This is a genomic window from Agrobacterium sp. Ap1, from assembly GCF_017313375.1.
Lineage (GTDB): Bacteria > Pseudomonadota > Alphaproteobacteria > Rhizobiales > Rhizobiaceae > Neorhizobium > Neorhizobium cellulosilyticum.
Genome location: NZ_JAFLMY010000016.1, coordinates 42,510 through 68,656 on the forward strand (window position 1 = coordinate 42,510; position 26,147 = coordinate 68,656).

26 protein-coding genes and 1 pseudogene are annotated in these 26,147 nt (G+C 56.5%); 11 read left to right on the plus strand and 16 right to left on the minus strand.

Annotated features, from left to right (window positions below):
• Nucleotide 1: 1 nt before the first annotated feature.
• The 3 genes from trpA to JZX87_RS23640 are packed head-to-tail and all read right to left on the minus strand — an operon-like array spanning nt 2 to nt 2,732.
• Entirely contained in the window at nt 2-841 is an 840-nt protein-coding gene (trpA, locus tag JZX87_RS23630) for a tryptophan synthase subunit alpha (protein WP_183829721.1), read from the minus strand.
• A gap of 2 nt (nt 842-843) precedes the next feature.
• A complete protein-coding gene (gene trpB, locus JZX87_RS23635; protein WP_183829724.1) occupies nt 844-2,064 on the minus strand; it encodes a tryptophan synthase subunit beta in 1,221 nt (406 codons plus the stop codon).
• A gap of 11 nt (nt 2,065-2,075) precedes the next feature.
• Nucleotides 2,076-2,732, minus strand: a complete 657-nt coding sequence (locus tag JZX87_RS23640; protein ID WP_183829727.1) for a phosphoribosylanthranilate isomerase — start codon at nt 2,730-2,732, stop codon at nt 2,076-2,078.
• Between the two features lie 458 nt (nt 2,733-3,190).
• On the opposite strand from JZX87_RS23640, the pseudogene JZX87_RS31490 reads away from it, so the two are divergent.
• Nucleotides 3,191-3,587: pseudogene (locus JZX87_RS31490) on the plus strand (cell wall hydrolase); the annotation flags it as partial.
• 625 nt (nt 3,588-4,212) lie between these two features.
• Here JZX87_RS31490 and JZX87_RS23650 read toward each other — a convergent pair.
• From JZX87_RS23650 to JZX87_RS23660, 3 genes are all read right to left on the minus strand, one after another.
• Complete coding sequence (locus JZX87_RS23650; RefSeq protein WP_206828360.1) at nt 4,213-4,974, minus strand: M48 family metallopeptidase; 762 nt, start codon at nt 4,972-4,974, stop codon at nt 4,213-4,215.
• A gap of 96 nt (nt 4,975-5,070) precedes the next feature.
• Nucleotides 5,071-5,493, minus strand: coding sequence for a DUF2852 domain-containing protein (locus JZX87_RS23655; RefSeq protein ID WP_206828361.1), 423 nt, complete (start codon nt 5,491-5,493; stop codon nt 5,071-5,073).
• 136 nt (nt 5,494-5,629) lie between these two features.
• The gene (locus tag JZX87_RS23660; protein ID WP_206828421.1) at nt 5,630-6,925 is read right to left on the minus strand and encodes a polyhydroxyalkanoate depolymerase; all 1,296 of its coding nucleotides are present in this window, start codon (nt 6,923-6,925) and stop codon (nt 5,630-5,632) included.
• 168 nt (nt 6,926-7,093) lie between these two features.
• Between JZX87_RS23660 and JZX87_RS23665 the strand changes: the two genes are divergently transcribed.
• Nucleotides 7,094-7,693 carry a nitroreductase family protein gene (locus tag JZX87_RS23665; RefSeq protein ID WP_206828362.1) on the plus strand — a complete coding sequence of 200 codons (600 nt, stop codon included), beginning with the start codon at nt 7,094-7,096 and terminating at the stop codon, nt 7,691-7,693.
• 97 nt (nt 7,694-7,790) lie between these two features.
• Here the strand turns inward: JZX87_RS23665 and gyrB are convergent, their stop codons facing one another.
• The 5 genes from gyrB to JZX87_RS23690 form a co-directional block, all read right to left on the minus strand.
• Nucleotides 7,791-10,226: a DNA topoisomerase (ATP-hydrolyzing) subunit B gene (gene gyrB, locus JZX87_RS23670; RefSeq protein WP_148143826.1), complete on the minus strand. Its 2,436-nt coding sequence runs from the start codon at nt 10,224-10,226 to the stop codon at nt 7,791-7,793.
• 141 nt (nt 10,227-10,367) lie between these two features.
• Entirely contained in the window at nt 10,368-10,724 is a 357-nt protein-coding gene (locus JZX87_RS23675; RefSeq protein WP_206828363.1) for a helix-turn-helix domain-containing protein, read from the minus strand.
• Complete coding sequence (locus JZX87_RS23680; protein ID WP_206828364.1) at nt 10,721-11,284, minus strand: Smr/MutS family protein; 564 nt, start codon at nt 11,282-11,284, stop codon at nt 10,721-10,723. The genes JZX87_RS23675 and JZX87_RS23680 overlap by 4 nt, the downstream gene beginning before the upstream one ends.
• Nucleotides 11,281-12,405, minus strand: a complete 1,125-nt coding sequence (mltA, locus tag JZX87_RS23685) for a murein transglycosylase A (RefSeq protein ID WP_206828365.1) — start codon at nt 12,403-12,405, stop codon at nt 11,281-11,283. The genes JZX87_RS23680 and mltA overlap by 4 nt, the downstream gene beginning before the upstream one ends.
• Nucleotides 12,402-13,100, minus strand: a complete 699-nt coding sequence (locus JZX87_RS23690) for a Tim44/TimA family putative adaptor protein (RefSeq protein WP_148143822.1) — start codon at nt 13,098-13,100, stop codon at nt 12,402-12,404. The genes mltA and JZX87_RS23690 overlap by 4 nt, the downstream gene beginning before the upstream one ends.
• Nucleotides 13,101-13,220: 120 nt before the next feature.
• On the opposite strand from JZX87_RS23690, the gene JZX87_RS23695 reads away from it, so the two are divergent.
• Nucleotides 13,221-13,745: an FxsA family protein gene (locus JZX87_RS23695; protein WP_183829756.1), complete on the plus strand. Its 525-nt coding sequence runs from the start codon at nt 13,221-13,223 to the stop codon at nt 13,743-13,745.
• An 82-nt stretch (nt 13,746-13,827) separates the two neighbouring features.
• Entirely contained in the window at nt 13,828-14,304 is a 477-nt protein-coding gene (gene secB, locus JZX87_RS23700; protein ID WP_148143820.1) for a protein-export chaperone SecB, read from the plus strand.
• Between the two features lie 109 nt (nt 14,305-14,413).
• Here secB and dnaQ read toward each other — a convergent pair whose 3' ends face one another.
• From dnaQ to JZX87_RS23725, 5 genes are read right to left on the minus strand one after another with little or no spacing between them, the layout of a single operon-like run.
• Nucleotides 14,414-15,118, minus strand: a complete 705-nt coding sequence (gene dnaQ / locus JZX87_RS23705) for a DNA polymerase III subunit epsilon (RefSeq protein ID WP_206828367.1) — start codon at nt 15,116-15,118, stop codon at nt 14,414-14,416.
• On the minus strand, nt 15,111-15,716 hold the full coding sequence (gene coaE, locus JZX87_RS23710) for a dephospho-CoA kinase (RefSeq protein WP_206828369.1): 606 nt from the start codon (nt 15,714-15,716) through the stop codon (nt 15,111-15,113). Before coaE ends, dnaQ begins: the two co-directional genes overlap by 8 nt.
• Complete coding sequence (locus JZX87_RS23715; protein WP_206828371.1) at nt 15,713-16,573, minus strand: shikimate dehydrogenase; 861 nt, start codon at nt 16,571-16,573, stop codon at nt 15,713-15,715. Before JZX87_RS23715 ends, coaE begins: the two co-directional genes overlap by 4 nt.
• A complete protein-coding gene (locus JZX87_RS23720; protein ID WP_502711334.1) occupies nt 16,566-17,153 on the minus strand; it encodes a Maf-like protein in 588 nt (195 codons plus the stop codon). Before JZX87_RS23720 ends, JZX87_RS23715 begins: the two co-directional genes overlap by 8 nt.
• 48 nt (nt 17,154-17,201) lie before the next feature.
• Nucleotides 17,202-18,023: a pyruvate, water dikinase regulatory protein gene (locus JZX87_RS23725; protein ID WP_148143815.1), complete on the minus strand. Its 822-nt coding sequence runs from the start codon at nt 18,021-18,023 to the stop codon at nt 17,202-17,204.
• A 404-nt stretch (nt 18,024-18,427) separates the two neighbouring features.
• Between JZX87_RS23725 and hemE the strand changes: the two genes are divergently transcribed.
• The 7 genes from hemE (at nt 18,428) to JZX87_RS23760 (ending at nt 26,137) form a co-directional block, all read left to right on the plus strand.
• Complete coding sequence (hemE, locus tag JZX87_RS23730; RefSeq protein WP_502711335.1) at nt 18,428-19,456, plus strand: uroporphyrinogen decarboxylase; 1,029 nt, start codon at nt 18,428-18,430, stop codon at nt 19,454-19,456.
• Entirely contained in the window at nt 19,456-20,004 is a 549-nt protein-coding gene (gene hemJ, locus JZX87_RS23735; protein ID WP_148143814.1) for a protoporphyrinogen oxidase HemJ, read from the plus strand. Before hemE ends, hemJ begins: the two co-directional genes overlap by 1 nt.
• Before the next feature lie 179 nt (nt 20,005-20,183).
• On the plus strand, nt 20,184-21,449 hold the full coding sequence (gene rho, locus JZX87_RS23740; protein WP_112506460.1) for a transcription termination factor Rho: 1,266 nt from the start codon (nt 20,184-20,186) through the stop codon (nt 21,447-21,449).
• A 78-nt stretch (nt 21,450-21,527) separates the two neighbouring features.
• On the plus strand, nt 21,528-22,823 hold the full coding sequence (mnmE, locus tag JZX87_RS23745) for a tRNA uridine-5-carboxymethylaminomethyl(34) synthesis GTPase MnmE (RefSeq protein ID WP_206828374.1): 1,296 nt from the start codon (nt 21,528-21,530) through the stop codon (nt 22,821-22,823).
• Nucleotides 22,824-22,847: 24 nt separating this feature from the next.
• Nucleotides 22,848-24,725, plus strand: a complete 1,878-nt coding sequence (gene mnmG / locus JZX87_RS23750; RefSeq protein ID WP_206828376.1) for a tRNA uridine-5-carboxymethylaminomethyl(34) synthesis enzyme MnmG — start codon at nt 22,848-22,850, stop codon at nt 24,723-24,725.
• Nucleotides 24,722-25,324 (plus strand): 16S rRNA (guanine(527)-N(7))-methyltransferase RsmG, encoded by a 603-nt coding sequence (gene rsmG, locus JZX87_RS23755; protein ID WP_210349102.1) that lies wholly within the window; start codon nt 24,722-24,724, stop codon nt 25,322-25,324. The genes mnmG and rsmG overlap by 4 nt, the downstream gene beginning before the upstream one ends.
• Before the next feature lie 18 nt (nt 25,325-25,342).
• Nucleotides 25,343-26,137 carry a ParA family protein gene (locus JZX87_RS23760; protein ID WP_206828378.1) on the plus strand — a complete coding sequence of 265 codons (795 nt, stop codon included), beginning with the start codon at nt 25,343-25,345 and terminating at the stop codon, nt 26,135-26,137.
• Nucleotides 26,138-26,147: the final 10 nt, after the last annotated feature.

The following is a 26,147-nucleotide window of genomic DNA, read 5'->3' on the forward strand; positions in this document are numbered from 1 at the left end:
GTTATTCGGCAGCAACAAGGCGCGCGGAACGCACGCCGGTTGAAAGACCGCGAACGAAAGTGGAAACGGCGGAAACCGTGTCGGCGGTAGCAGCACCATCCTTGGTGAGGCTGCCGGCGACCTGGGCGACAATCGCCGTGCCGACGACAACGCCATCTGCTGCGGCACCGATTGCCTTGGCATGATCGGCGGTCTTGACGCCGAAGCCAACGCAGACCGGCAGATCCGTGTGGTCTTTGATACGGGCGACGGCGCCGGAGATCAGCGACGGATCGGGCAAAGCCGAACCGGTAATGCCGTTCATCGAAACGTAATAGACGAAGCCGGACGTATTGTTGAGCACGGTCGGCAGACGCTTCTCGTCCGTGGTCGGGGTCGTCAGGCGGATGAAGTTGATGCCCTTGGCGAGCGCCGGGATGCAGAGCTCGTCATCCATTTCCGGCGGCAGATCAACGATGATCAGGCCATCGATGCCGGCTGCGATCGCGTCATCGACGAACCTGTCGACGCCGTAGATATAGATCGGGTTGTAATAGCCCATCATGACGATCGGGGTTTCATCGTCGCTCTTGCGGAAATCGCGGGCGAGATCAAGCGTCTTTGCCAGCGTCTGGCCACCCTTCAAGGCGCGCTGGCCGGCGAGCTGGATGGTCGGGCCATCCGCCATCGGATCGGAAAACGGCATGCCGAGTTCGATCACATCGGCGCCGGCTTCCGGCAAAGCCTTCATAATGCCGAGCGAGGTTGCATAATCCGGATCGCCGCCCATGAAATAGGTGACAAGAGCGGGGCGACCTTCGGCCTTCAACTTGGCGAAGCGTGTGTCCATTCTGGAAGTCATGATTACAGCCCCACTCCAAGCAACTTGCCGACGGTGAAAATGTCCTTGTCGCCGCGGCCGGACAGGTTCATCAGGATGATCTGGTCCTTGCCCATCTTCGGCGCACGCTTGATCACTTCGGCGATGGCATGGCTGGGCTCTAGCGCCGGGATGATGCCTTCGAGTTTCGTCAGGAGTTGGAAGGCTTCGAGCGCTTCGTCATCCATGACCGGCACATATTCGGCGCGGCCGATATCGTTCAGCCAGGAATGCTCAGGGCCTATGCCCGGATAATCGAGGCCGGCAGAGATCGAATGGCCTTCGAGGATCTGGCCGTCCTTGTCCTGCAAGAGATAGGTGCGGTTGCCATGCAGCACGCCCGGAGAGCCTGCGGTGATCGAGGCGCAGTGTTCGTTGCCGTCGAGGCCATGGCCACCGGCTTCGACGCCGACGATCTTGACGCCTTCGTCATCGAGGAAGGGATGGAAAAGGCCGATGGCGTTAGAACCGCCGCCAACGGCAGCGATGACGACATCCGGCAGGCGGCCTTCGGCTTCCAGGATCTGCTCACGGGCTTCCTGGCCAATGACGGCCTGGAAATCGCGGACCATTTCCGGATAGGGATGCGGGCCGGCGGCAGTGCCGATCAGGTAATAGGTGTCGTCGACATTGGTGACCCAGTCACGCAGCGCCTCGTTCATGGCATCTTTCAGCGTGCCGGAACCGGCCGTGACGGCCTTCACCTCGGCGCCAAGCAGTTTCATGCGGAAGACGTTCGGGGCCTGGCGCTCAACATCGGTGGCGCCCATATAGACGACACAAGGGAGGCCGAAACGAGCAGCGACGGTGGCCGAGGCCACGCCGTGCTGGCCGGCACCGGTTTCGGCGATGATACGGGTCTTGCCCATGCGCTTGGCCAGCAGAATCTGGCCGATGCAGTTGTTGATCTTGTGGGAGCCGGTATGGTTCAGCTCTTCGCGCTTGAAATAAATCTTTGCGCCGCCGAGATGTTCAGTCAGACGCTCGGCATAATAGAGTGGGCTTGGGCGACCGATATAATGGGTGCCTAAATCAGCCAGTTCCTTCTGGAACTCCGGATCGTTCTTCGCCTTTTCCCATTCGGCCTGAAGATCCAGGATCAGCGGCATCAGTGTTTCCGCGACAAAGCGGCCACCGAAAATGCCGAAACGGCCGTCCTCATCGGGGCCGGAGCGGAAGGAATTGGGTTTAGGCGTATCGTTCACTCTATGCTCCTTCAGCGCTTATTGGCTTTCGCATCGGCGACAGCATCAAAAAACGCATCGATCATTCCAACGTCTTTGAGGCCCGGGGCGCTTTCCACTCCGGACGATACATCGATACCCGTTGCGCGCGTGGACGCGATCGCATCAGCGACATTATCCTTATTCAGGCCCCCGGAAAGCATGTAATTCACGCCTTCGTCAAGCGAAGCCATCAGGTTCCAGTCGAAGGAGACACCGTTACCGCCCGGAAGATCCGATCCTTTCGGTGCCTTCGCATCGAAGAGGAAGCGGTCGGCGACGCCGATGAAGGGGTCGACCCGATGCAGATCCGTGGCTTCCCTTACCGAAAACACTTTCATTACCGGCAGGCCATAGAGCGCCTTGATATGCAGGATGCGTTCCGGCGTCTCATGTCCGTGAAGCTGGAGAATATCCGGGTGCAGAAGCGAGACTATATCGTCCAAGTCTTCGTCATTCGCATCCACGGTAACGGCGACGATCTTTGCCCTGCTGCGGACCCGGTCGGCCAACTCACCGGCGATCTCGGGCGCGATGTTACGCGGGCTCTTTTCGAAGAAGATGAAGCCGATATGGGTTGCGCCGCGCTCAACGGCGCGATCCACGGCATCCGCCGTCGACAAACCACAAATCTTGATGTCGAGTTTCATGATCGCGGAGTGACACGAAATGCCTGCGGAGTCGAGAATCTTTTACATGGATGGACAGCGGCGGATTGCCGGATACGAAGAATTAACCGTGATGTCTCATATACGAATCGTAACATGCTCACGCTTGATGAATGTGTGAAATATCAGTTTTCGCTCATGAAAGTTTGTTGCAGCCAAAATCGAAAAAGGAATGGAATTTCCGAGGTTTGGCCTGTCATGAAAGATAATTGATAAACTGTATGAATTGAGGTAGGTTATTCCTCAACCAGATGATTTTTGAAATTTTTTGGCGGGGTACCATGACGAGGATTACGACAGCTGCCTGGCGGGCAGCTTTATGTCTGACGGTTGGGGGGCTGCTCTCTGCATGCACCAGCACGCAGACCGTGTCGTCAGTGGACGCTAAAGACAAAACGACCAAATTGGCGTCAGCACAAACTGGCTCACAAAAGGCCGTATATAGCTACACCAATAAAGATCGTGAATGCTTGAAGCGTGCGATGTATTTCGAATCCAGGCGGACGAGCGAAAATGGCTTTCTGGCCGTTGGAAGCGTGATCATGAACCGCCTGACCTCCGGCATCTACCCGGAGACGATTTGCGGCGTCGTGGCACAGAAAAACCAGTTTGCTCCGGGCGTGATGACCCGCAAGATGGACGAGGCTACCGCGCCGGATCTCAACACGGCGGCAGATGCAGTGTTGAAGGGCGCGCGCCATCCCGACGTGAAGAACGCTATGTTCTTCCATACAGAGGGATACAGCTTCCCATACAACAACATGCATTATGTAGCCGCTGCCGGCGGCAACGTGTTCTACGAAAAGCGTGACGAGGACGGCAATCTGCAGACGGCGGCTCCGAAGCCGGCCAACAGCTACATTCTCGCCTATGCGTCGAACGATCCCGAGCAGAACCCAGCCCTGTCGTCGTCGATCATTGCCGAGGCTGCAAGTGCTGCCGCTGCGAGCACGCAGGTGGCCGCGGTTTCGGCACCTGCCGTCACGTCCCAGGCTGCTGCAATGCCGGAAAAGAGCGGACATAACGGTTCGGCACAGCCGGCCGTCGCCTCGAACAACCCGCCGCTTGCGCCGGTGATTACGGCAGCGGTTGCTCGGTCCAGCATGGAAGAGGCATTCGATACCGCCTATGCGGTGCCGCAGAACGCTTCCTATACCCCTGCCCATGCCTATCAGGCCAGCCTTGAGAACGTCGCGAAGGTTCCGGTCCCGGCTGCACGTCCGAATGTGCAGAAGCGTCTTGGAGCCGGGATGGCGATGGCTGATCAGGCGCCGGGTACGAGCCAGGAAAACTGGAACATGCGCATGAGCAACTGGCAGTAAGCCAGTTATTGCCTAAAGCACGTCGCGATCTTTCAGATTCGCCTGTCGTGCATTAGGTCTTTGTTTTTACGCATGTCTTTATCCCGAAACCGGGACCGCTTTCGAGAGACATGCTGTATCGGCCTTTCGGCGCAACTCTCTCAGCTGAAATCTATCGCGTGAAGCTGCGAACCATGCAGTTTCAGCCAGCGGCGTGCCTCGTCCATGCGCGGGCAAAGATCTCCGCAGAGCGCCCAGAATTTCGGGCCGTGGTTCATCTCTTTCAGATGTGCGACCTCGTGAGCTGCGAGGTAATCGATGATCAGCGGCGGCGCCATGACGATGCGCCACGAGAAGCTGAGATTGCCGTCCCAGGAACATGAGCCCCAGCGGCTGCGCGTATCCTTCATCGAAACCGAGGCAATCGGCTTGCGGATCGCCGCGGCATGACGGCGGGCCTGCGCTTCGAGATCGTGGCGCGCTTCCTTCTTGAGAAAGGTTGAGATCCTTCGGCCCATATGTTCCTCAAGCCCGCTTACCTTGAGTACCGGTTCGCCATCGATAACCAGCGCCTGGGTGATGCCGCGCAAGGATCCGGTATGTTCTATGCGGTGCTGAACGCCGCGGATGGAAATGGTGCCACCCGGCCGGATCGGGTTGTCGAGGGAGAATTTGGCGAGCTTGGTTTTCAGCCAGCCCTCGTGGCGAGACAGAAAGTCATCCACCTCGTAATGTTTCAGGCCCACGGGGATGGTGAGATTGAGCGCCCTGCCGCCCGGCTCGATCCTGAGCGTGATACGGGTCGCGCGGCTGTTCTCCTTGATGGTCAACGGCATGGCGCGATCCCCCACAGCAAGCATCCGCTTGACCGTCTGTAGTGGTTTGGGTGATCGGCGAACCGGCTTCTTCAACAGCGCGAACATGACTATTCCTTACCCGATTCACCGGGATTCTGCCCATCAAAAAAGCCGGCGCTCCGAAGAGCACCGGCCTTCATCATTTCGGAGCCGACCTTGAGGTCAGACATCGACCACCGGCTGATCGCCCGAAGGACGATTTTTGCGGTCGCGCATGAAGCGGTCGAATTCTTCCTGGTCCTTGGCGCGGCGAAGCTCGCGCGCATAGGTATCGAAGTCTTCCCGCATCTCATCAAGCTTGCGGCGTTCTTCGTCCAGGCGATCCAGCTCGGCCTTGCGCCAGTCGTCGAAAGCGACATTGCCGGTCGAAAAATGCGTGTTGTAACGGCGGCTTGCCTTGCGGCAACCGGCGAACCATTTGTCAGCGCGATCATTGCCATCGCGCTTGAAGCCACGAAGCCGATCCCCGAAAATGATATAGGCGAGCATAGCAAGGCCGAGTGGCCAGAAAACTATGAAACCGAGCACCATGAGAGCAATGGTGGCCGGCGTCCACTCCGGACGTATCAATGCAGACTGGTTCATAGGTCACACCCTTAGGGTTAGAGCGGGAGGCCATATGCCAGCCCGACGGGAATCGATTTGGTGAGCCCCGGATCGCGCTTCAAGAAGAGCAAAGATTAAATCCGCTAAAATGCGGAAATCGATAGTGGAATTCGATCTATTCCGGCTTCGGCGCGCTTTTCCTGCCGCTACGCGTAGGCTTAGGCGCCGCATCGCTTGGCCGGGTTCCGGAATGCAGCCGGGTGAATTCGATGATCCGCGGCGCGATCTCCTGGCGGAAACGGGAACCATTGAAAACGCCGTAATGACCGACATCCGGCTGCATGTAATGAAGGCGCATGCTGTCAGGGATATTCGGGCATATCGCATGGGCGGCATTGGTCTGGCCCAAGCCGGAGATATCGTCATTCTCGCCTTCGACCGTCATCAATGCAACGTTGCGAATGACACCAGTGTCAACCGGGACATCGCGATGCATCATCTCGCCTTTCGGCAAAGAATGGCGGATGAAGACGGTATCTACGGTCTGGAGATAGAACTCCTCGGTCAGGTCCATCACGGCGAGGTATTCGTCGTAGAAGTCCCGGTGTCGCTCCGCCGACTCGCCGTCATTCTTGACGAGGTGATCGAAGAATTCGCGATGTGCCATCACATGGCGGTCGAGGTTCATCGACATAAAACCCGAGAGCTGCAGGAAGCCGGGATAGACAGGACGCATGAAACCGGGTTGCGGAAAGGGTACCGTCATGATGACGTTATCCTTGAACCACTCGAGCGGATGCTCGTTTGCCAGCTTGTTGACCGCCGTCGGGTTGATGCGGGTATCGATCGGGCCACCCATGAGGATCATCGAGGCAGGCAGCATCGGGTCCTTTCGCGTTTCCATGATCGCGACGGCTGCGAGCACGGGTACCGACGGCTGACAGACGCCGGCGACATGTGCGCCAGGGCCTATCTCCTGCAGCATCTCGATAACGTAATCGATGTAATCGTTAAGATCGAACCCGCCTTCCGTGACAGGCACGAGCCGCGCATCGACCCAATCGGTGATGTAAATCTCCGCATGAGGAAGCAGCGCTTCGACCGTTCCACGCAGCAGTGTCGCATAATGTCCGGACATAGGCGCGACCAACAGGATTTTCGGATCCGGCTGATGGGCCGGCGGAAGATCGCGCTTGAAATGCAGCAGCTGACAGAAGGGTTTAGACCAAATGATCTCTTCTTCCACTGCGACCGTTTCGCCATTCACGGTGGTTTCGTTCAGGCCGAAATCCGGCTTGGCATAGCGTCGCGTGGCCCGCTCGAAAACTTCGAGGCTTGCCGTCAACGTACGGCCGAGCACGGTTTGCGACATGGGGTTGAGCGGATTGCTAGAGACATAGCGAAGTGCTTCCGCACCGGCGCGAAACGGCGCGAGCGCAGCGTGGTTCAATTCATACAGCTGATAGAACATGATCGCGCTGCCTTTCATGGCGGTGCACTCCTCTCCTTGCGCGCTCCGTAGAACGCCTCCCTCCCCTCACCCATCTATGACGGATGTGGGGTCGATTGTCACCTGCGCGAGGGTGATTGCCAAAGAGCCGGTGAGGCATATGTTGGGCAACATGACAAGGAGACCTCGATGACCAGCAGCAATTCCCGCACATCCGAATTTCCCATCGACGCGTATTTTCTCGATCGCTGGTCGCCGCGCGCTTTTACTGACGAGACGATGGATCGCGAACAGATGCTGACCATTCTCGACGCGGCGCATTGGGCGCCCTCGTCCGGCAACAATCAGCCCTGGCGCTTCATCTATGGTCTTCGCGGCACGCCGGCATTCGAGGCGATCCTTGATCTTCTCGTTCCCGGCAACCAGCGTTGGGCAAAGAATGCCGCTGCCCTGATGATTATCGTTTCGAAATGCTACCGGGGTTCATCAAACGGCGAGCACAAGCCCGCCTATACGCATTCCTACGATACGGGCGCAGCCTGGTTCTCAGTAATCTGCCAGGCCATGAAGCTCGGCTATCACGCGCATGGAATGGAGGGGTTCGACAAGGAAAAATCTGTGGACGTGCTCGAACTGCCCGAGGGTTTCAGAGTGGAAGCCGCAGCCGCGCTTGGCCGCATGGCCGCGAAGGAGACATTGCCGGAAGACCTGAGGGAGCGCGAGATACCGAGCGGACGAAAGGCCGTTTCGGAGATCGCCTTCGAGGGGAAGTTCTCCGGCGAACCGTGATCAAAAGCCTGACTGTGCAAGGTTTCGCCTGAATCCTTAGCCGGATGCGAAAACGGGGCCTGTCGGCCCCGTTTCAGCTTTGGACTGAGCAAATACCTCAGATATCGAGGTTGGCGACGCTCAATGCGTTGTCCTGGATGAACTCGCGACGCGGCTCGACTTCGTCGCCCATAAGGCGGGAAAAGAGGCCGTCGGCATCGGTCGCATCGTTCACCTTGACCTGCAGCAGAGAGCGAACATTCGGGTCGAGCGTGGTTTCCCACAGCTGCTCGGCATTCATTTCTCCAAGACCCTTGTAGCGCTGCATCGACAGGCCCTTCCGGCCGGCGGCGAAGATAGCATCGAGAAGCGCACGCGGACCGGAGATTTCCAGCTGGCCATCCTTGCGGGCAAGGATCGGCGAGGTCGAGTAGATTTCCTGCAAACGGCCCGACAGCTGATCGATATGGCGAGCGTCGGCCGAGCCGATCAGCGCGTTATCGATGAAGGCCACTTCGCGAACGCCGCGTACCATGCGCTCAAAACGCAGGCCACCCTCGTCCGTCACGTGACCGGTCCAGCCGCGTTCCGTCTCTTCCGCAATCATGTCTAGGCGCTGTGCGACGAGGTCGGCTGTCTGCTGGGCACGTTCGCGGTTGTCGGTAAGGTCCGGATTGAGCGCGCCAGCAATTGCCGCCTGCTCGATGATCGAACGGTTATAGCGGGAATGAAGGCCGTCGACGAGCGAGCGCAGGCGCTGTGCATCGTGGATCACTTCGCGCATGTCTTCGCCGACACGAACCTCACCGGAACCGACGATCAACCTTGCTTCCTCGATACCCATGCTGATGAGGTATTCCTCAAGCGCCGCCTCGTTCTTCAGGTACTGAACGGACTTGCCGCGCGCGACCTTATAGAGCGGCGGCTGGGCGATGTAGATGTGGCCACGCTCGATCAGTTCCGGCATCTGGCGGAAGAAGAAGGTCAGGAGCAGTGTGCGAATATGCGCTCCGTCGACATCAGCGTCCGTCATGATGATGATCTTGTGATAGCGCAGCTTGTCGGCGTTGAACTCGTCCTTGCCAATCGATGTGCCGAGCGCAGTTATCAGCGTGCCGATTTCCTGGCTGGAAAGCATCTTGTCGAAACGGGCGCGCTCGACGTTCAAGATCTTACCACGCAGCGGAAGGATCGCCTGGTTTTCACGCGAGCGACCCTGTTTGGCGGAGCCACCTGCACTATCACCCTCGACGAGGAAGACTTCGGACTTGGATGGATCACGCTCGGAGCAGTCAGCCAGCTTGCCCGGCAGGGAAGCGATATCAAGAACGCCCTTGCGGCGGGTGAGCTCACGCGCCTTGCGGGCGGCTTCACGAGCAACGGCGGCTTCTACGACCTTGCCTACGAGAACCTTGGCTTCTGCAGGGTGTTCTTCCAGCCAAGAACTGAGCGCCTCGTTGACAAGGCTTTCGACAACAGGACGAACTTCCGAGGAAACCAGCTTGTCCTTGGTCTGCGATGAGAATTTCGGATCTGGTACCTTAACCGACAGCACTGCCGTCAGTCCTTCGCGGCAGTCGTCACCTGTCAGCGAAACCTTTTCACGCTTCATGATGCCCGAGGTTTCCGCATAGGATGTAATCTGCCGGGTAAGCGCTCCCCGGAAACCCGCCATATGAGTTCCGCCGTCACGCTGCGGAATATTGTTGGTAAAGCAGAGAACATTCTCGTGGTAACTGTCGTTCCACCACATGGCCACTTCAACCGTCATCCCATCCTTCTCGCCCTTGATGGCGACAGGCTTTTCAACGAGCGGTTTCTTCGAACGATCGAGGTAGCTGACGAAGGCCTCGAGGCCACCGTCATAGACCATCTCTTCTTCCTTCACGTCCGGCTTGCGGCGATCCGTGAGCCGAATTCGGACACCCGAATTCAGGAAGGCGAGTTCGCGCAGGCGGTGTTCGAGTGTGTTGTAATCGAACTCGGTCATGGTGAAGGTTTCAGGGCTGGCGAGGAAGGTGACTTCCGTGCCTGAACGTCCCTCGTAATCACCGATTACTTTCAGCGGCGCATCGGCGACACCATGGGTGAAGCGAATTTCATGGACCTTGCCGTTGCGGCGGATCTTAAGCTTAAGCCAGACCGACAACGCATTGACGACCGAGACGCCAACGCCATGCAGACCGCCTGAAACCTTATAGGAATTCTGGTCGAATTTGCCGCCGGCATGGAGCTGAGTCATGATGACTTCCGCCGCTGAGACCCCCTCTTCCTTGTGGATGTCCGTCGGGATACCGCGACCGTTGTCGGTCACGGTGACGGAGCCATCGGAATTGAGTGTGACGGTGACGATATCGGCATGGCCGGCCAGAGCCTCATCGATCGCGTTGTCGACAACTTCGTAGACCATGTGATGAAGACCGGAGCCGTCATCCGTATCACCGATATACATGCCGGGGCGCTTGCGAACGGCATCTAGGCCCTTCAGCACCTTAATCGAATCGGCACCATATTCTGCACTCGCACCATTTTCGCTGGCGGGTAGATCGGTCATTCAGCTTCTTCCAGTTGGTTCTTCTCGGTGACGCGCGAATCACCGCTTTTTCCGTTTTCAATATAGGAAATCGCGGGCGGCTTCTAAAGGTTGAGCACACCATTATGGCAGGAAAGCCGTGGTTCTTCCCGAGAAAAATGACTATTGCGGGCTATTCAAGAGCCTGTTGATCTCTTCTACCATCTCTGGCGTCAAAGTGCTAATCCGTTTCGACAGCTGATTGGCCAGAAGCGTGTATTCCGGCGGCAGGCCTGCGGTATCGATAACGACCCTGGGATCGGATGCATCCGCCAGGCGGAAGAGATCGTCCGCCTCGTCCCAGATGATGTTGAAATAGCCGGCAATACGCTGCAGAAGCTCGAAGGTCGGGCGGCCGCGATGGCCATGTTCGAGCGCAGAAAGATAGGCTGGCGTGACGCCTATGGCCTGCGCCAGGGCGCGCTGGGTAACGCCCCTGCGCTGGCGCAGTTCGCGCATCGCCTGGCCGAACGGCGTCAACGGTCTGCCCTCTCAGTGCGCGCCAGCCTCACATAGAGCGCACCCTCGCCGCCGTGATGGCGGGCTGCCCATTCATAGGACGAAATCAGGAAACGAAACTCGGCCTTGGAGAACCAGAGCGGGACTGCGCGGCGAAGGGCGCCTTCACTGCCCATCGAACTGCCCTTGCCAGTGATGACGAGAACATGGCGCAAGCCCCGTTCATGCGCCCGATAGATGAAATCGAGCAAAAGGTCATGCGCCTCACCCTGGAAAAGGCCGTGGAGATCGAGGCGCGCCTCGATTGCAAGCCTTCCTTTGGCGAGTTTTTTCTTCGTCGGCTTTTCGAGCGGATAGTGATAGCCGGCCGGCTTCTTAGCGGTGCGAACCTGTTCTGCCAGCTGTTCCGGCACTTCTCGAGGCGATGCGGGTTTCGATTTCTCGACCTCTGCCGCGTGGGCGACTTCTTCGGCCTCGAAGGCGGCAAGATCGGTCCAGCGCTCCTTGAAGGCGCGGGTGGATTTTGCCACCTTGCCCCACAGTATCCGTTCCTCGGAATTGAGTTTACGTCCGCCGTTCATGCTCCAAACCTGCCAGCCGCCGCCTTGGGAATCAGGATATAGAAATCGGCTTCGTTCCTGACAGTTCCGGCGCGTTCTCCCGCTTCATAACCTGAACCAGTAAAGATATCGCCGCGGCTTGGGCCGACAATAGCCGATCCGGTATCGAGTGCCAGCATCAGCCTGGCAAAGGGTTGACCGTCATCGAGATGAAGCAGCGTCGGAGCATGAATGAAGAAGGGATAACCGAATGTATGGATCATACGATCCACAGCAAGGGAGCGCCCGGCGATGAGCGGCACCTTGGCCGCGGCGACGGGACCGAGTGTGTCGTCGGAAACATCGGCATCGCGGAAGAAGATATAGGACCGGTTATGCCAAAGGATTTCATCAACCTTAGCCGGATTCTCGGCTAGCCATTTACGGATGCTCTGCATCGAGATTTTTTCGCGCGGGATTTCCCCGAGATCGATCAGGAGCTTTCCGATCGGAGAAAATGGATGACCAGCCTTTGCGGCATAGGTGATACGGCGAATGTCGCCATCCGGATAACGAAGGCGTGCTGCGCCCTGGACATGGGCGAAAAAGACGTCAACCTTCGACCGTGCCCAAGCAATTTCAAGGCCGCGCCCGGCGAGAAAACCTCGATCGATTTCCTTACGATCCGGATATTCGGTCACACCGGAAGCAGTCGCATGACCGAACATGTAGCCGGAGTCCATTTCGGTAGGCCGGTTGGTTTCGTCAAGATCGATGAGATCGTCAGGACGGAAATAGAAGGGATGGGCGAACGTCTCGTCTGGTTTTGCCGAGACATCGACTTCCGGCTCGTAAAAGGCGGTCACCAGACCCGGCTGGGCGTCATCGCGCTCGATACGGAAGGGAATGCAACTCTCTTCGAAAAACGCGCGCGCCTGCGCTTGCGTCATATCAGACGATAGTATGCCAGCTGCAGCCAGAAGCGGCATCAAGTCATCGGCGGTGAGGCCAAGAACGCCGGCCCGATAGGGCTTCACGTCGCGAATATGGGTAAGACACCGCGCCATCGCATCAAACAAGGCGCGGGGATCGTCCCTTTCCCAACCGGGAAGGTCGCCGAAGGATACGGAAGACAGGCGGTATCCTGGCGAAGTCGGGCTCATTGTTCGGATTCGGTCGCGATCAGTTTCCAGTTCGGATCCTTGGAGCGGACATCCCTTGCAAAGGTCCAGATATCGGTCACTTCGGCAACGGCCTCCTGGTCACCGTCGATTAGCTTGCCTTCCTTGTCGAAGGTAGCCGAAATCAGCTGGCTGACGATGCGAACCGTGACCTGAGCTTCCGACTGCTTGAGAGCGGCTTGGGTGAAGGCCGCCTTGTCGATGCCGACGAAAGTGGACTTCACCACTTCGCCACGGGCCTCGCGTTCGCGGATAGCGGAATCGAAACCTTCAAAGACTTCCTTAGAGAGAAGGCCCTTCAGGGTCTTCCGGTCGCCATCGGCAAACGCCATGACTATCATCTCATAGGCCATCTTAGCGCCGTTTAGGAATTCCTTCGGCTGGAAGGACGCATCGGCCCTTATCAGCGACTTCAGCGACTCGTTCAACTCGCTGCCGGGCTTTACGAGAGCATCGACCTCCGCCAGACGCTGATCCTCTTCGCCGGCTTCGCGACGCGGCAAAGTTACGACCTTACCGTCATCCGCAGCGGCAGGGGTTTTAAGCGCTTCGCGCGAGACATATGTCTCCGGCGGCTTCTCGTTTCCCGTCCGGCGGCCGAGCACACTGCGCAGTTGCAGGAAAATCAGGACCGCCGCAACAAGGAAAAAGAGTGTAATGAAGTCGTTGGAACCCATATTAACCCGCAATTACCGTTTAAAAGTTGAATTCACATCATCATATAGTCTGCATTAAGCCATCTTCAAATAGCGAAGGTGTGAGCCTTCGAAACGACCTCGTACAACATTCAATGGATCATGCGCCCATTTATTGCTCTTAGCGTGCTGCTTGCCTGGCCTTTGGCCGAAATCGCCGGATTTGTCGTGGTCGGGCGTGCGCTCGGCCTGTGGTGGACACTTGGCCTCGTCATCGGTACCGGATTGCTCGGCGCCTTCATGATGCGGCAACAGGGCCTGCATCTTTTGAAGAAGCTTTCGGAGCAAAGCCAGCAGGGGCAAATCCCGGCAAGTTCCGTTATCGACGGGGCGATGATCGTCGTTGCCGGCATCCTTCTGCTTCTGCCCGGCTTCGTCACTGACATTATCGGCATCGCACTGTTCATTCCGTTCGTGCGGCGGCTTCTCTGGTCGGCGATCGGAAAGCGTGTCGTGGTGGTCGGCCCCCGCAGCAGCCGTGGCGGTTTCAGCCATCCGGCCGGCGGCGCGCGCGAAAATCCGAATGCAGCCGGCAAGGTCGTCGATCTCGAGGAAGAGGATTTTCATCGGAACACGGATCCGAACCCATCTTCTCCGTGGTCAAAAGGCATTGACCGCGATCCGTGACCATAAGCCAGAGCCGCAACGGGTTGTAAGCAAAATGCCTAGATGTTATGCGGCCTCAACGCATCAGTCCTGAGGATATCCCATGGCAGACGAAAACACGCAGTCGGCGAGCCCTTCGCTCAACATTCTTGCCCAGTACACCAAGGACCTTTCCTTCGAAAATCCAGGTGCACCCCGGTCGCTTCAGGCGCGTGACAACGCGCCGGCCATCAATATCGGCGTGAACGTCAACGCCAACCCGCTGTCGGATACCGATTTCGACGTCGTTCTTTCGCTGAACGCCGAAGCCAAGGAAGGCGACAAGGTCGTGTTCGCAGCCGAATTGGTTTATGGCGGCGTCTTCCGCATCACCGGTTTTCCGCAGGAACACATGCTGCCGGTTCTGTTCATCGAATGCCCGCGCCTGCTGTTCCCGTTCGCGCGTCAGATCATCGCAGATGTGACCCGCAATGGCGGTTTCCCGCCGCTGATGATCGATCCAATCGATTTTGCCCAGATGTTTTCGCAGCGCATGGCCGAAGAACAGGCCCGCGCCAAGGTTCAGCCGCTCAACAGCTGATCAGACAAAAATCGGAAAAGCCCGGAAGTTCCGGGCTTTTTTATTGCACTATCGCTGCGTCTCACGCAGTTCCAGACACAAGACCGTTTTGCGCTTTGCTGGAACGACCCTATTCCTGACGATATTTTAGCCAGATCGCCTTGCCTTTCATAGAGGCGATCATTGATGCATGATGCTCCAAATCCTGTGCGCTCAACCGGTTCACAAGTGCGCGCGGGCGCACCTGGTCCGTGATGACTACCGTCTCTTCAGCCTCGGCGACTTCTACCACCTGATCTGAGCCGACCAGTCCCAAGGCGGCCTGTCGGCCACCATTCATTTCGATATAGACTTCGGCCAGTAGTTCGGAGTCCAGCAATGCGCCGTGTTTTGTACGGTGGGTGTTGTCGATCCCGTAACGACGGCAAAGGGCGTCGAGCGAGTTCGGACCCATCGGGTGTTTCCGACGCGCCATGGCCAGCGTATCGACAACCTGATCGGAAGGTACAGGAGGCAGACCTATCCGCTCGAATTCCGCGTTGATGAAACCCATATCGAAGTTGGCGTTATGGGCGATCCATCGTGCCCCTTCGAAAAAGTCCACGATCTGCTGGGCGACTTCAGCGAAGCTCGGCTTGTCTTTCAAGAACTCGTCCGTGATGCCATGGACAGCCAAAGCATCGGGATGAACCTTACGATCACCCGGATTGATGAAGATGTGGATCGTCTTTCCGCTCGGGAAATTGTTGATCAGCTCGACACCACCGATTTCGATGATGCGATCCTGCTTGGATTCAAGCCCGGTCGTTTCCGTATCGAAAATGATGTCACGCATGTTTTTCACTCCGTATGCCCGACCGTAGAAGATTGATGATCTGCTCTACTCGCTTTTTTGCCTGGTCGAGGCCGCAGCCCGTATCGACCAGAAAATCCGCACGATCGCGTTTCTGCGAATCAGGCAGCTGACGGTTCAGGATGAGCTTGAACTTTTCTTCCGTCATGCCTGGTCTGGCAAGAACGCGCTGCCGCTGTATCTGTGGATCACAGGTCGCGACCACAACCACATCGACGCGTTTCTCAGCGCCGGTTTCGAAAAGCAGAGGAATGTCGAGGAGGACGAGATCAGCCCCTGCCAATCTCTGCCTTGCGAGAAACTGCTTTTCCCTGTCTCTCACCAGCGGGTGCACAACTGCTTCAAGCCGGCTAAAACCACCGGGATCGAGTGAAAGTTGCCGGGCCAGTTCCACCCTGTCGATGGCGCCTTCACGAATTGAGCCGGGAAAAGCTTCGCCTACCGGTTTAACTGCATCCGTTCTATAAAGGTCATGCACGACAGCATCGGAATCGTTGACCGGGATACCCGCATCCCTGAACATGCCGGCAGTGGTCGTCTTTCCCATGCCGATCGATCCGGTCAATCCGATAACAATCATGCCGCCGCCTGAATATCCTGAATGATGAGTTGTCGTAGAGCACTGTCGACCACCGGGCGACGACCAAACCATCTTTCGAAACCGGGCACCGCCTGATGCAGCAGCATCCCCAATCCATCGGTCGTCGGATAACCCTGCTCGCGCGCCTGCCGAAGAATAGGCGTTTCAAGCGGGACGTAAACGATATCCGTCACCATTGCACCTGACTTCAGACCCGAAAAGTCGAAGGAAACGGATTCTGCTCCATCCATGCCAAGCGATGTCGTGTTCACAAACAAGCCGGCACCAGCCATGACCTCTTCCAGGGCGGGTAATCCATGCGCATGAATTTTCGGACCGAAGCGATCGGCAAGCTCCTTCGCACGTGACATGGTACGATTGACGATGTGGATTTCGTTGATGCCACGATTACGGACAGCCTGAACGACGGCACGGCTTGCGCCGCCCGCACCGAGAATAACGGCGCGATTGACCTTGTCCCAGCCCGGATGATGTCCGTCGAGATTGGCTGCAAAACCGTATCCATCCGTATTCGTCGCATGAAGCTGACCGTCCTGCAGCCAGAGCGTATTGGCTGCACCGAGTTCCTTCGCCAGCTCATCCGGCCGGTCGCTGAGAGCGAAAGCCGTTTCCTTGTGCGGGATCGTGACATTGCCGCCGGAGAAGCCCAGGCTACCGTTTTTCACCCCCTCTATAAAAGCGGCGAAATCCTTTTCGGAAACAGCGACCGCATCATAGGTGCCCGGCAAGCCGTATTGTTTCAGCCAGTGCCTATGAATGATTGGAGAGCGGGAGTGCTTGATCGGCCAGCCGGTCACAAATGCAGCAGGCGGTGATTTTTCGCGTCTATCAGCCATCAATCGCTCCCAGGCGACGGAGTTCTTCCAGAAGCGGAAGCATGGGGAGGCCGAGAATGGTGAAATAGTCACCCTGAATGGCGGAAAAGAGATGGATGCCCTCTCCTTCCAGCTGGTAGCCGCCGACACTCGAAAATGCCTTGTCGCCAATTCTATCGAGATACCGATCGACATACCCCTCGGTCAGTTCGCGGACTGTCAGCTCGGCATAGGCAATATGCTCCCAGACCAGAGTTCCGTTTTTTACAATGGCCACAGCACTGTTAAGCCTGTGGGTCCGATCTGAGAGGGAGAGCAGGTTATCGCGGGCCTCGGCGCGGCTCCTTGCCTTGTGATAGACGCGATCTCCAAGCGACATCGTTTGGTCGGAGCCAATTACGAGCGCATCAGGAAAATAACGCGATACATCCTGCGCCTTCGCCCTGGCCAAGATCCCGGCAACAACTTCGGGGCCAATGTGTTTTTCAGAGGCCTCTATCTGTCGTTCATCGATATCGGCGGCGCGCGATTCGAATGTCAGGCCGGCATTTTTGAGCAGCATTCGGCGAAAGGGACTTGAGGAGGCAAGGACAAGTGTCACTTCAGGTATCATCTCCGACAAACAGTTCGGGCGAAAAACAGTTCGGGATTACCTGAGCCTCGGTCGCAGGGCAAGAATAGCCGCGGCAGTCTCCTCGATCGAACGGCGAGAAACATCGATGATCGGCCAATTGTTTCGCCCGCAAAGTGCCCGGGCATATTTAAGCTCTTCATTGATGCTGGCGCGATCCGTGTAGGTGTTCCGATCAAGCCCCTGAGAATTGCCGAGTTCCCGGTTTTCCCGGATCTGGGAGATCCGGTCGGTGGTGGCGATCAGTCCAACGATCAATGGACGAGTGGCACTATAAAGAGCGTCCGGCAACTCGACTCCCGGCACAATCGGGATGTTTGCCGTCTTGATCCCGCGATTTGCAAGATAGATGCTGGTCGGCGTCTTGGAGGTTCGGCTGATGCCGATCAGGACAACGTCAGCTTCATCATAGGTCTCGGGCATCTGGCCGTCATCGTGATCCATGGTGAAGTTCAGCGCCTCGATCCTGGCGAAATATTCCTCGTTCAAAGCATGCTGCGCGCCAACGCGGCGACGCGACGGCGCACCCAGATAGGTCTGGAAAACAGCTAGAACCGGCTCCAGCACATTCACGGAAGGAACGCCCATTTCGCGGCAACGAAGGTCGATCAGCGATGCCAGATCCTGGTCCACGATCGTATAGAGGACGATGCCGGGTTCCGCATCGACAGCGTCAAGCACTGCCACCAGCTGTTTGCGGTTCCTAATCAGCGGATAGACGTGCTCAAGCGCATAGCTGTTCTGGAATTGGGCTGCGACCGCCCGTCCGGCAGAGATCAGAGTCTCGCCGGTGGAGTCAGAAACCAAATGCAAGTGGAAGAAGTTTTTCCGGTTCTCCACGTTATTCTCTACCGTATGTTGATAACTTGGGACAGGCGACCATGTTCAGAGGCGGGAGGGACAGGCCTCGGGAAAACCGCCACTTTTTCCACAATCTGCGATCAGTTGGATTGATGGAACGCGAGGATGTGATTTGCGTGGACAATTGTCATATCTGCCAAACTTATCCACATGTTGTCTACAGATAAAAACTACCCAACACGCCGGTCATATTATTGAATCTTTTATTGAATTTATGATTTTTCCCAGAATTCAAAAATTCCGAGAAATGCTTTTTATATCGCTCGGCGGATATTAGCAAAATTTCGGTTAATCTGGGGTTTGACTTTAATCCTTGATACACACCGACTCTAAGAAATAGAAACCAATAGAAATTGGATTCTTTTTATAAGGGATAGATGCTGGTGCCGGTGAAAAGGAAGATCGTCGACGTGTTGGAGGGGAAAACGGTGACGCCCCCTCCGCTTTGGCTTATGAGACAGGCTGGACGTTATCTTCCCGAGTATCGTGCAACGCGGCAGAAGGCCGGTGGGTTCCTCGATCTCTGTTACACGCCTGATCTGGCTGTCGAGGTCACGCTCCAGCCGATCAGGCGTTATTCGTTCGATGCGGCCATTCTCTTTTCCGACATCCTGGTCATTCCCGATGCTTTGGACAGGAACGTGCGATTTACGCCCGGCGAAGGGCCACAGATGGATCCGATCGATGAGGCCAGCATCTATTCGCTTAAAGCGGATGACACTCTTGCGCATCTGTCTCCCGTCCTGGAGACGGTAAAGCGGCTGAGGCAGGAATTGCCATCGGAAACTGCTCTTCTCGGCTTCTGCGGTGCTCCCTGGACCGTCGCGACCTACATGATTGCCGGCCACGGTACGCCCGATCAGGCTCCTGCCCGTCTCTTCGGTTATCGCAACCGGCAGGCGCTCGAACATCTGCTGGTGTTTCTTGCGGAAATTTCCGCCGAATATCTGATTGCCCAGATCGATGCCGGTGCGGATGCGGTGCAGATCTTCGATTCATGGGCCGGTGTTCTCGGCGAAGCGGAATTCGAAGCCTTTGCGGTGAAGCCGGTTGCACGGATGATCGAGATCGTGCGCAGCAAGCGGCCGAATGCACGCATCATCGCCTTTGCCAAGGGCGCGGGAATGAACCTGCGCCAATACCGGCAAAAGACCGGGGCAGATGCGATCGGGCTGGACTGGAGCGTGCCGCTGTCGTTTGCCGCGGAACTGCAGAAAGATGGGCCTGTCCAGGGTAATCTCGATCCGATGCGGGTCGTGGCCGGCGGCCAATCGCTTGATGACGGTATCGACGCGATCCTGCAGGTTCTGGGAAATGGGCCGCTGATCTTTAATCTCGGCCACGGTATCACGCCGGAAGCTGATCCGGACAATGTCGCGAAACTGGTCAATCGCGTTAGAGGGCTGGGTTGATGGCGCCGCACCGCGAGGAAGCCGGAAACGAAGGTGCGGGCGGTAAGGCCAAGACGCGTGCCTTCATCGCACTTGCGATATTTCTCCTCATCCTGGGCCTGACCTACGTTTTACGGCCGGATGATTTCATCCTGTATGTGAAAGCATTTCATGTCATCGCCGTGATGTCATGGATGGCAGGGCTTCTCTATCTGCCGCGGCTGTTCATCTATCACACGGATGCACCGATCGGTTCCGAGCGATCGGAAACTTTCAAGATGATGGAAAGGCGGTTGCTGAAGGTCATCATGAATCCGGCGATGATGGTAAGCTGGATGCTGGGGCTTTATCTTGCCTGGGACGTTTACGGATTTCAGGGTGGCTGGCTTCACGGGAAGATTGCCATGGTCGTGGCGCTTACCTGGGTTCATGTGCTGTTTGGTCGCGCGGTTCGCGATTTTGCCGCAGACAAGCCCAGACGTGCCGCAAGGCATTGGCGGATATGGAATGAAGTGCCGACCGTGCTGATGATTGCGATCGTAATCCTCGTTATCGTAAAGCCGTTCTGAGAAAGGGCTTGCCTTTTTCTGAATAAGCCTCTTGCGGCACGCGGAGGGAATCGCTATTTTCGCGACACCTCCATATCGTGGCATGCGTGTAACCGACGTTGTCCCCGGACTTCATCCGCGGAAGCGAATTCCACCGACACGCCCAATTCCCTTATATTTTCTCAAGTGGTCCCCTCTTCATGGCTGAAATGAAGCTTCAAGAACTTAAGAGCAAATCTCCGACTGATTTGCTGACCTTCGCAGAGTCGCTGGAGGTCGAAAATGCCAGCACGATGCGCAAGCAGGAGTTGATGTTTGCAATTCTCAAGGTTCTTGCCAGCCAGGATGTTGAAATCATCGGTGAAGGCGTGGTCGAGGTTCTTCAGGACGGTTTTGGCTTCCTGCGTTCCGCAAATGCGAACTATCTGCCTGGTCCGGACGATATCTACATTTCGCCATCGCAGATCCGCCGGTTTTCCCTGAAGACGGGCGATACCGTTGAAGGACCGATCCGCGGCCCGAAGGAAGGCGAACGCTATTTCGCGCTGCTGAAAGTCAACACGATCAATTTCGACGATCCTGAAAAGATCCGTCACAAGGTTCACTTCGACAACCTGACGCCGCTTTATCCGAATGAGCGGTTCAAGATGGAACTCGATATCCCGACGTCGAAGGATAATTCAGCGCGCGTCATCGATCTCGTCGCACCGCTCGGCAAGGGCCAGCGTGGCCTGATCGTTGCGCCGCCGCGTACCGGTAAGACGGTTCTTCTGCAGAACATTGCCCATTCGATTACCGCCAATCATCCGGAATGCTATCTGATCGTTCTTCTCATCGACGAACGTCCGGAAGAGGTGACGGACATGCAGCGCTCGGTGAAGGGCGAAGTCGTTTCCTCGACCTTCGACGAACCGGCAGTTCGCCACGTGCAGGTCGCTGAAATGGTCATCGAAAAGGCCAAGCGCCTGGTCGAACATGGTCGTGACGTCGTCATTCTGCTCGATTCCATCACCCGTCTCGGCCGCGCCTACAACACGGTCGTCCCGTCTTCCGGCAAGGTTCTGACCGGTGGTGTGGATGCAAACGCGCTGCAGCGGCCGAAGCGCTTCTTTGGTGCAGCCCGTAATATCGAGGAAGGCGGTTCGCTGACGATCATCGCGACCGCGCTTATCGATACAGGCAGCCGCATGGATGAAGTCATCTTCGAAGAATTCAAGGGTACCGGTAACTCGGAAATCGTGCTTGACCGCAAAGTTGCCGACAAGCGTATCTTCCCGGCCATGGATATTCTCAAGTCCGGTACGCGTAAGGAAGACCTGCTCGTCCCACGTCAGGATCTGCAGAAGATCTTCGTTCTTCGCCGTATCCTTGCTCCGATGGGAACCACCGATGCGATCGAGTTCCTGATCGACAAGCTGAAGCAGACGAAGAACAATGCGGACTTCTTCGATTCAATGAATACGTAATCCTTAGCCGGATTCTTCGACGAATTTGCAGGCGCCCGACATCGGGCGCCTTTGTCTTTTGTGGATTGGAACGAAGACATGACACAGGCAACAATCTTCGCGCTTTCCAGCGGTCAGCCACCGGCCGGCGTTGCTGTCATACGCATAAGTGGTCCGGCGACGAAAGCAGTAATCAACGAGATTGCCGGCTCGGCCCCTCTGCCCCGACAGGCAAGCCTCCGAACGATTCGCAACCGAAACGGTGAGATGCTCGATCAGGGCCTGGTCCTATATTTTGAAGCGCCGCACTCCTTTACCGGCGAGGATTGTGCCGAATTGCAGGTTCATGGAAGCCGTGCGGTAGTAAACGCTGTTGCGGGGACACTGAAGGAACTGGGTTTGCGGTCTGCCGAAGCCGGTGAATTTGCCCGCCGCGCTTTTGAACACGGGCGGCTCGACCTGGTAGAAGTCGAAGGCTTGTCCGATCTGGTATCCGCTGAAACGGAGATGCAAAGAAAACTGGCGCTTCAGACCGGAATGGGTGCCCTATCAGCCAAATATGGTGGGTGGGCGGAACGTCTGACCCATGCGAGAGCGATGATCGAGGCGGAACTCGACTTCGCGGACGAGGACGATGTACCGGGCTCTGTTGCGGATATGATAGGCGGTGATCTCGCCGCGCTCGTGGCTGAGATGTCCGTTGCGTCCGTCTCGGCGAGATCCGCCGAGATTATTCGCAATGGGTTCAAGGTAGCGATTATCGGGGCTCCGAATGCCGGCAAGTCCAGCCTGCTGAACGCGATGGCAAAACGCGAGGTCGCAATCGTGACCGATATAGCGGGGACCACGCGCGATGTGCTGACGGTAGAGCTGGACATGGAAGGTTATCTGGTTCGACTTTACGACACGGCGGGTATTAGAGAAGCAGAGGACGTCGTCGAGCGCGAAGGTATCGAACGTGCCAAGTCGGCCGCTCGGTCGGCAGATATGATCCTGTATCTCAAGGAAGCGGGATCCCCTACAGATATCGTGTACAAAGATTACGGTGTTCCATATCTCGAAGTGGAAACGAAAGCGGATCTCTCCAAGAGGGATAAAGTCGAGGCAGTACGTATTTCGTCTGTAACCGGTGAAGGCCTGGACGAAATCCATCGCGCTATCGTGGATAAGGCACGAGACAGCTGGAATGGCGGGCTGCCGGCGAGCAATGACAGGCATCGCGAACATATTGCCTTTGCTTCCAAATTCATCGAAAATGCATTAGATGAGCCTCGACTTGAGTTAAAGGCCGATGCGTTGCGGGCGGCCGGAGATGAGCTCGGCAGGATTACCGGTCGCGTCGATGTCGAAGATCTCCTCGATGTGATCTTCTCGAAATTCTGCATTGGCAAATGATTCACGTGAAACATAGAGGCTTCCATGGCTGAACTGACCTTTGATGTGGTCGTCGTTGGTGGCGGGCATGCCGGATGCGAAGCTGCAAGTGCAGCTGCCCGCGTTGGAGCCTCCGTTGCACTGGTAACACACAAGCGCGAAACGATCGGTGTCATGTCCTGCAACCCCGCGATTGGCGGATTGGGCAAAGGTCATCTCGTTCGCGAAATCGATGCGCTTGATGGATTGATGGGACGCGTTGCGGACGCTGCAGGCATCCAGTTTCGTCTTCTCAACCGCAAGAAGGGCCCGGCTGTACGAGGACCGCGCACACAGGCTGACCGCCGGCTTTATCGCGAGGCGATGCAGCGCGAAATCGAAAATCATGCCAATCTAACTGTCGTCGAAGGAGACGCATTCGATATCGAGATAGGACAGGATGGTGCTGTAAAAACTCTTCTGCTTGCGGACGGGCGTCGTATTTCCTGCGCTTCAGTTGTCCTTGCCACAGGTACCTTCCTGCGGGGGTTGATCCATATCGGTCAGAAGAAGATCCCGGCCGGTCGTACCGGAGAGGCGCCGTCGGTTGGTCTTTCGGAGACATTGAAGCGACAAGGATTTGCACTTGGTCGCTTGAAAACCGGAACCCCTGCCCGGCTTGATGGACGCACGATCGATTGGGCGTCGATTGATCGTCAGGAAGCTGACGATGTTCCGACGCCATTCTCTTTCATGACCGACCGGATCACCAATCACCAGATCGCATGTGGCGTCACCAGAACGACACCTAAGACCCATAGAATCATTGCCGATAATATCCATTTGTCGGCTATGTATTCCGGGCAGATCGAAGGCGTCGGCCCGCGTTACTGCCCTTCGATTGAGGATAAGATCGTCCGATTTGGGGAACGCGATGGCCACCAGATCTTCCTCGAGCCGGAAGGTCTCGACGATTTTACGGTTTATCCAAACGGCATTTCGACCTCATTGCCTGAGGATATCCAGGAAGCTTTCGTACGCACCATTCCTGGGCTGGAACAAGTGACGATCCTGCACCCGGCCTATGCGATAGAATACGACCATATAGATCCGAGAGAGCTGCAGCCATGGCTTGAAACGAAGTCGGTGAAGGGCCTGTTTCTGGTCGGGCAGATCAATGGCACGACGGGTTATGAAGAAGCCGGCGCCCAGGGTCTTGTCGGTGGACTGAATGCGGCGAGACGTTCTCAAGGGAGTGAACCGCATATTTTCAGCCGGACTGATTCCTATATCGGCGTGATGATCGACGATCTCATCAATCGTGGCGTGACCGAACCATACCGCATGTTTACCTCAAGAGCCGAGTTCCGACTTTCGCTTCGCGCGGATAATGCCGATATGCGTCTGACAGGCCTCGGAATTGAACTTGGCCTAGTTGGCAGGGATCGGGCGGAGAGGTTCTCGACCTATGTGGAAGCACTCAATTCCGGGCGGAATCAGCTTCGGTCGCTCAGCCTCACGCCGAATGAGGCCGCGCAACATGGATTGCATCTTAACAAGGATGGTCAGCGCCGAAGCGCTTATGAAATATTATCCCATCCCGATATGGAAATTGCCCGCCTAGCGCGTATATGGGGAGAGCTGTCGGGACTGTTGCCCAAGGTTGCCGAGGCTCTCGAGATTGAAGCGGGTTATGCCGTCTATATGGAGCGGCAGGCGAATGACATACGCTCTGCCCAACGAGACGAGGCATTAGCAATCCCTGATCATTTCGATTTTGACACTGTATCAGGTCTGTCCAACGAGCTGAAATTGAAGCTGAGCCGTGCTCAGCCTCGTACCATAGCGCAGGCAGCAAAGATTGAAGGAATGACGCCGGCTGCTGTTACGTTGCTTCTGGCATTGGTGAGGAAAGCAGAAAGAAATATGAGGCAGGCATCTTGATTTCCGATGTTTCACGTGAAACGCAAGATCGGCTTCAGCAATTTGCCGACTTGTTTCAAAAATGGGCCAAGACAATCAATCTGGTCGCTCCTTCGACGCAAGAGGATATGTGGCAGCGTCATATAGCCGATAGTGCGCAAATATTCAGGCTGGCTGACAGAGTGGGAACATGGGTTGATCTCGGTTCAGGTGGCGGATTTCCAGGTATTATCACCGCGATTCTGTTGTCCGAGCATCAGGATGGCTGGGTACATCTTGTTGAAAGCAACCAGAAAAAGGCGGCGTTCTTGCGCGTCGCTCTCGCTTCAACCGGGGCCAGGGGCACTATTCATTCGGTACGTATCGAAGACGCTCCCACGCTTATTCCTCAATGTGATTTCGTTTCCGCTCGTGCGCTGGCTGATCTCGACAAGCTTTTGGAATATGCTTCGCCGTGGCTTCTCGACAGGCCATCAACAGCTTTCTTCCATAAAGGTCGAGATTACGAATCCGAATTGAAGAAAGCACATGGTAGATGGCGCTTTGATTTGGTAAAACACCAGAGTTCAATCCAAGCGGATTCGGTTATCCTAGAGATCGGCAATCTGCAGCGGACATAACCGTAAAGCGGGTGCCAGATGTTTGATAAGCGTCGTATCATCACAATTGCAAATCAAAAAGGCGGCGTCGGTAAAACGACGACGGCCATAAATCTTGCGACTGCACTGGCCGCTATCGGCCAGAACGTTCTGATTGTTGATTTGGATCCCCAGGGAAATGCAAGTACTGGCCTCGGTATTGATCGCCGTGACCGTAAGGTGTCGTCCTACGATATTCTTGTTGGCGACGCCTCGGTTGGTGAAGCTGCGGTTGATACTGCCGTTCCCAACCTGTCGATTGTACCGTCGACGATGGACCTGCTTGGCTTTGAGATGGAAATTTCCCAGGCGCAGGACCGGGCGTTCCGGCTGAAAAAAGCTCTGGTTTCAAGTGGTGCAGAGAAATTCAATTACATTCTGCTTGATTGCCCGCCTTCGTTCAATTTGCTGACGATGAACGCGATGGCTGCGGCAGATTCGGTCCTTGTTCCTTTGCAATGCGAATTTTTCGCGCTTGAGGGATTGAGCCAATTGCTTGAGACAGTCGATCAGGTTCGTCGTACCGTCAATCCGGCGCTCGACATTCAGGGTATCGTTTTGACCATGTTCGATGCGCGTAACAATCTCGCGCAGCAGGTTGTCAACGATGTTCGCACCTATCTCGGAGAGAAGGTTTATCAGACGCTGATCCCGCGCAATGTTCGCGTGTCGGAGGCACCGTCATATGGTAAGCCGGCTATCCTTTATGATCTGAAATGCGCAGGCAGTCAGGCATATCTGCAGCTCGCCTCGGAAGTCATTCAGCGCGAGAGAATGCGCAAAGTCGCAGCATAGACGTAGTAGA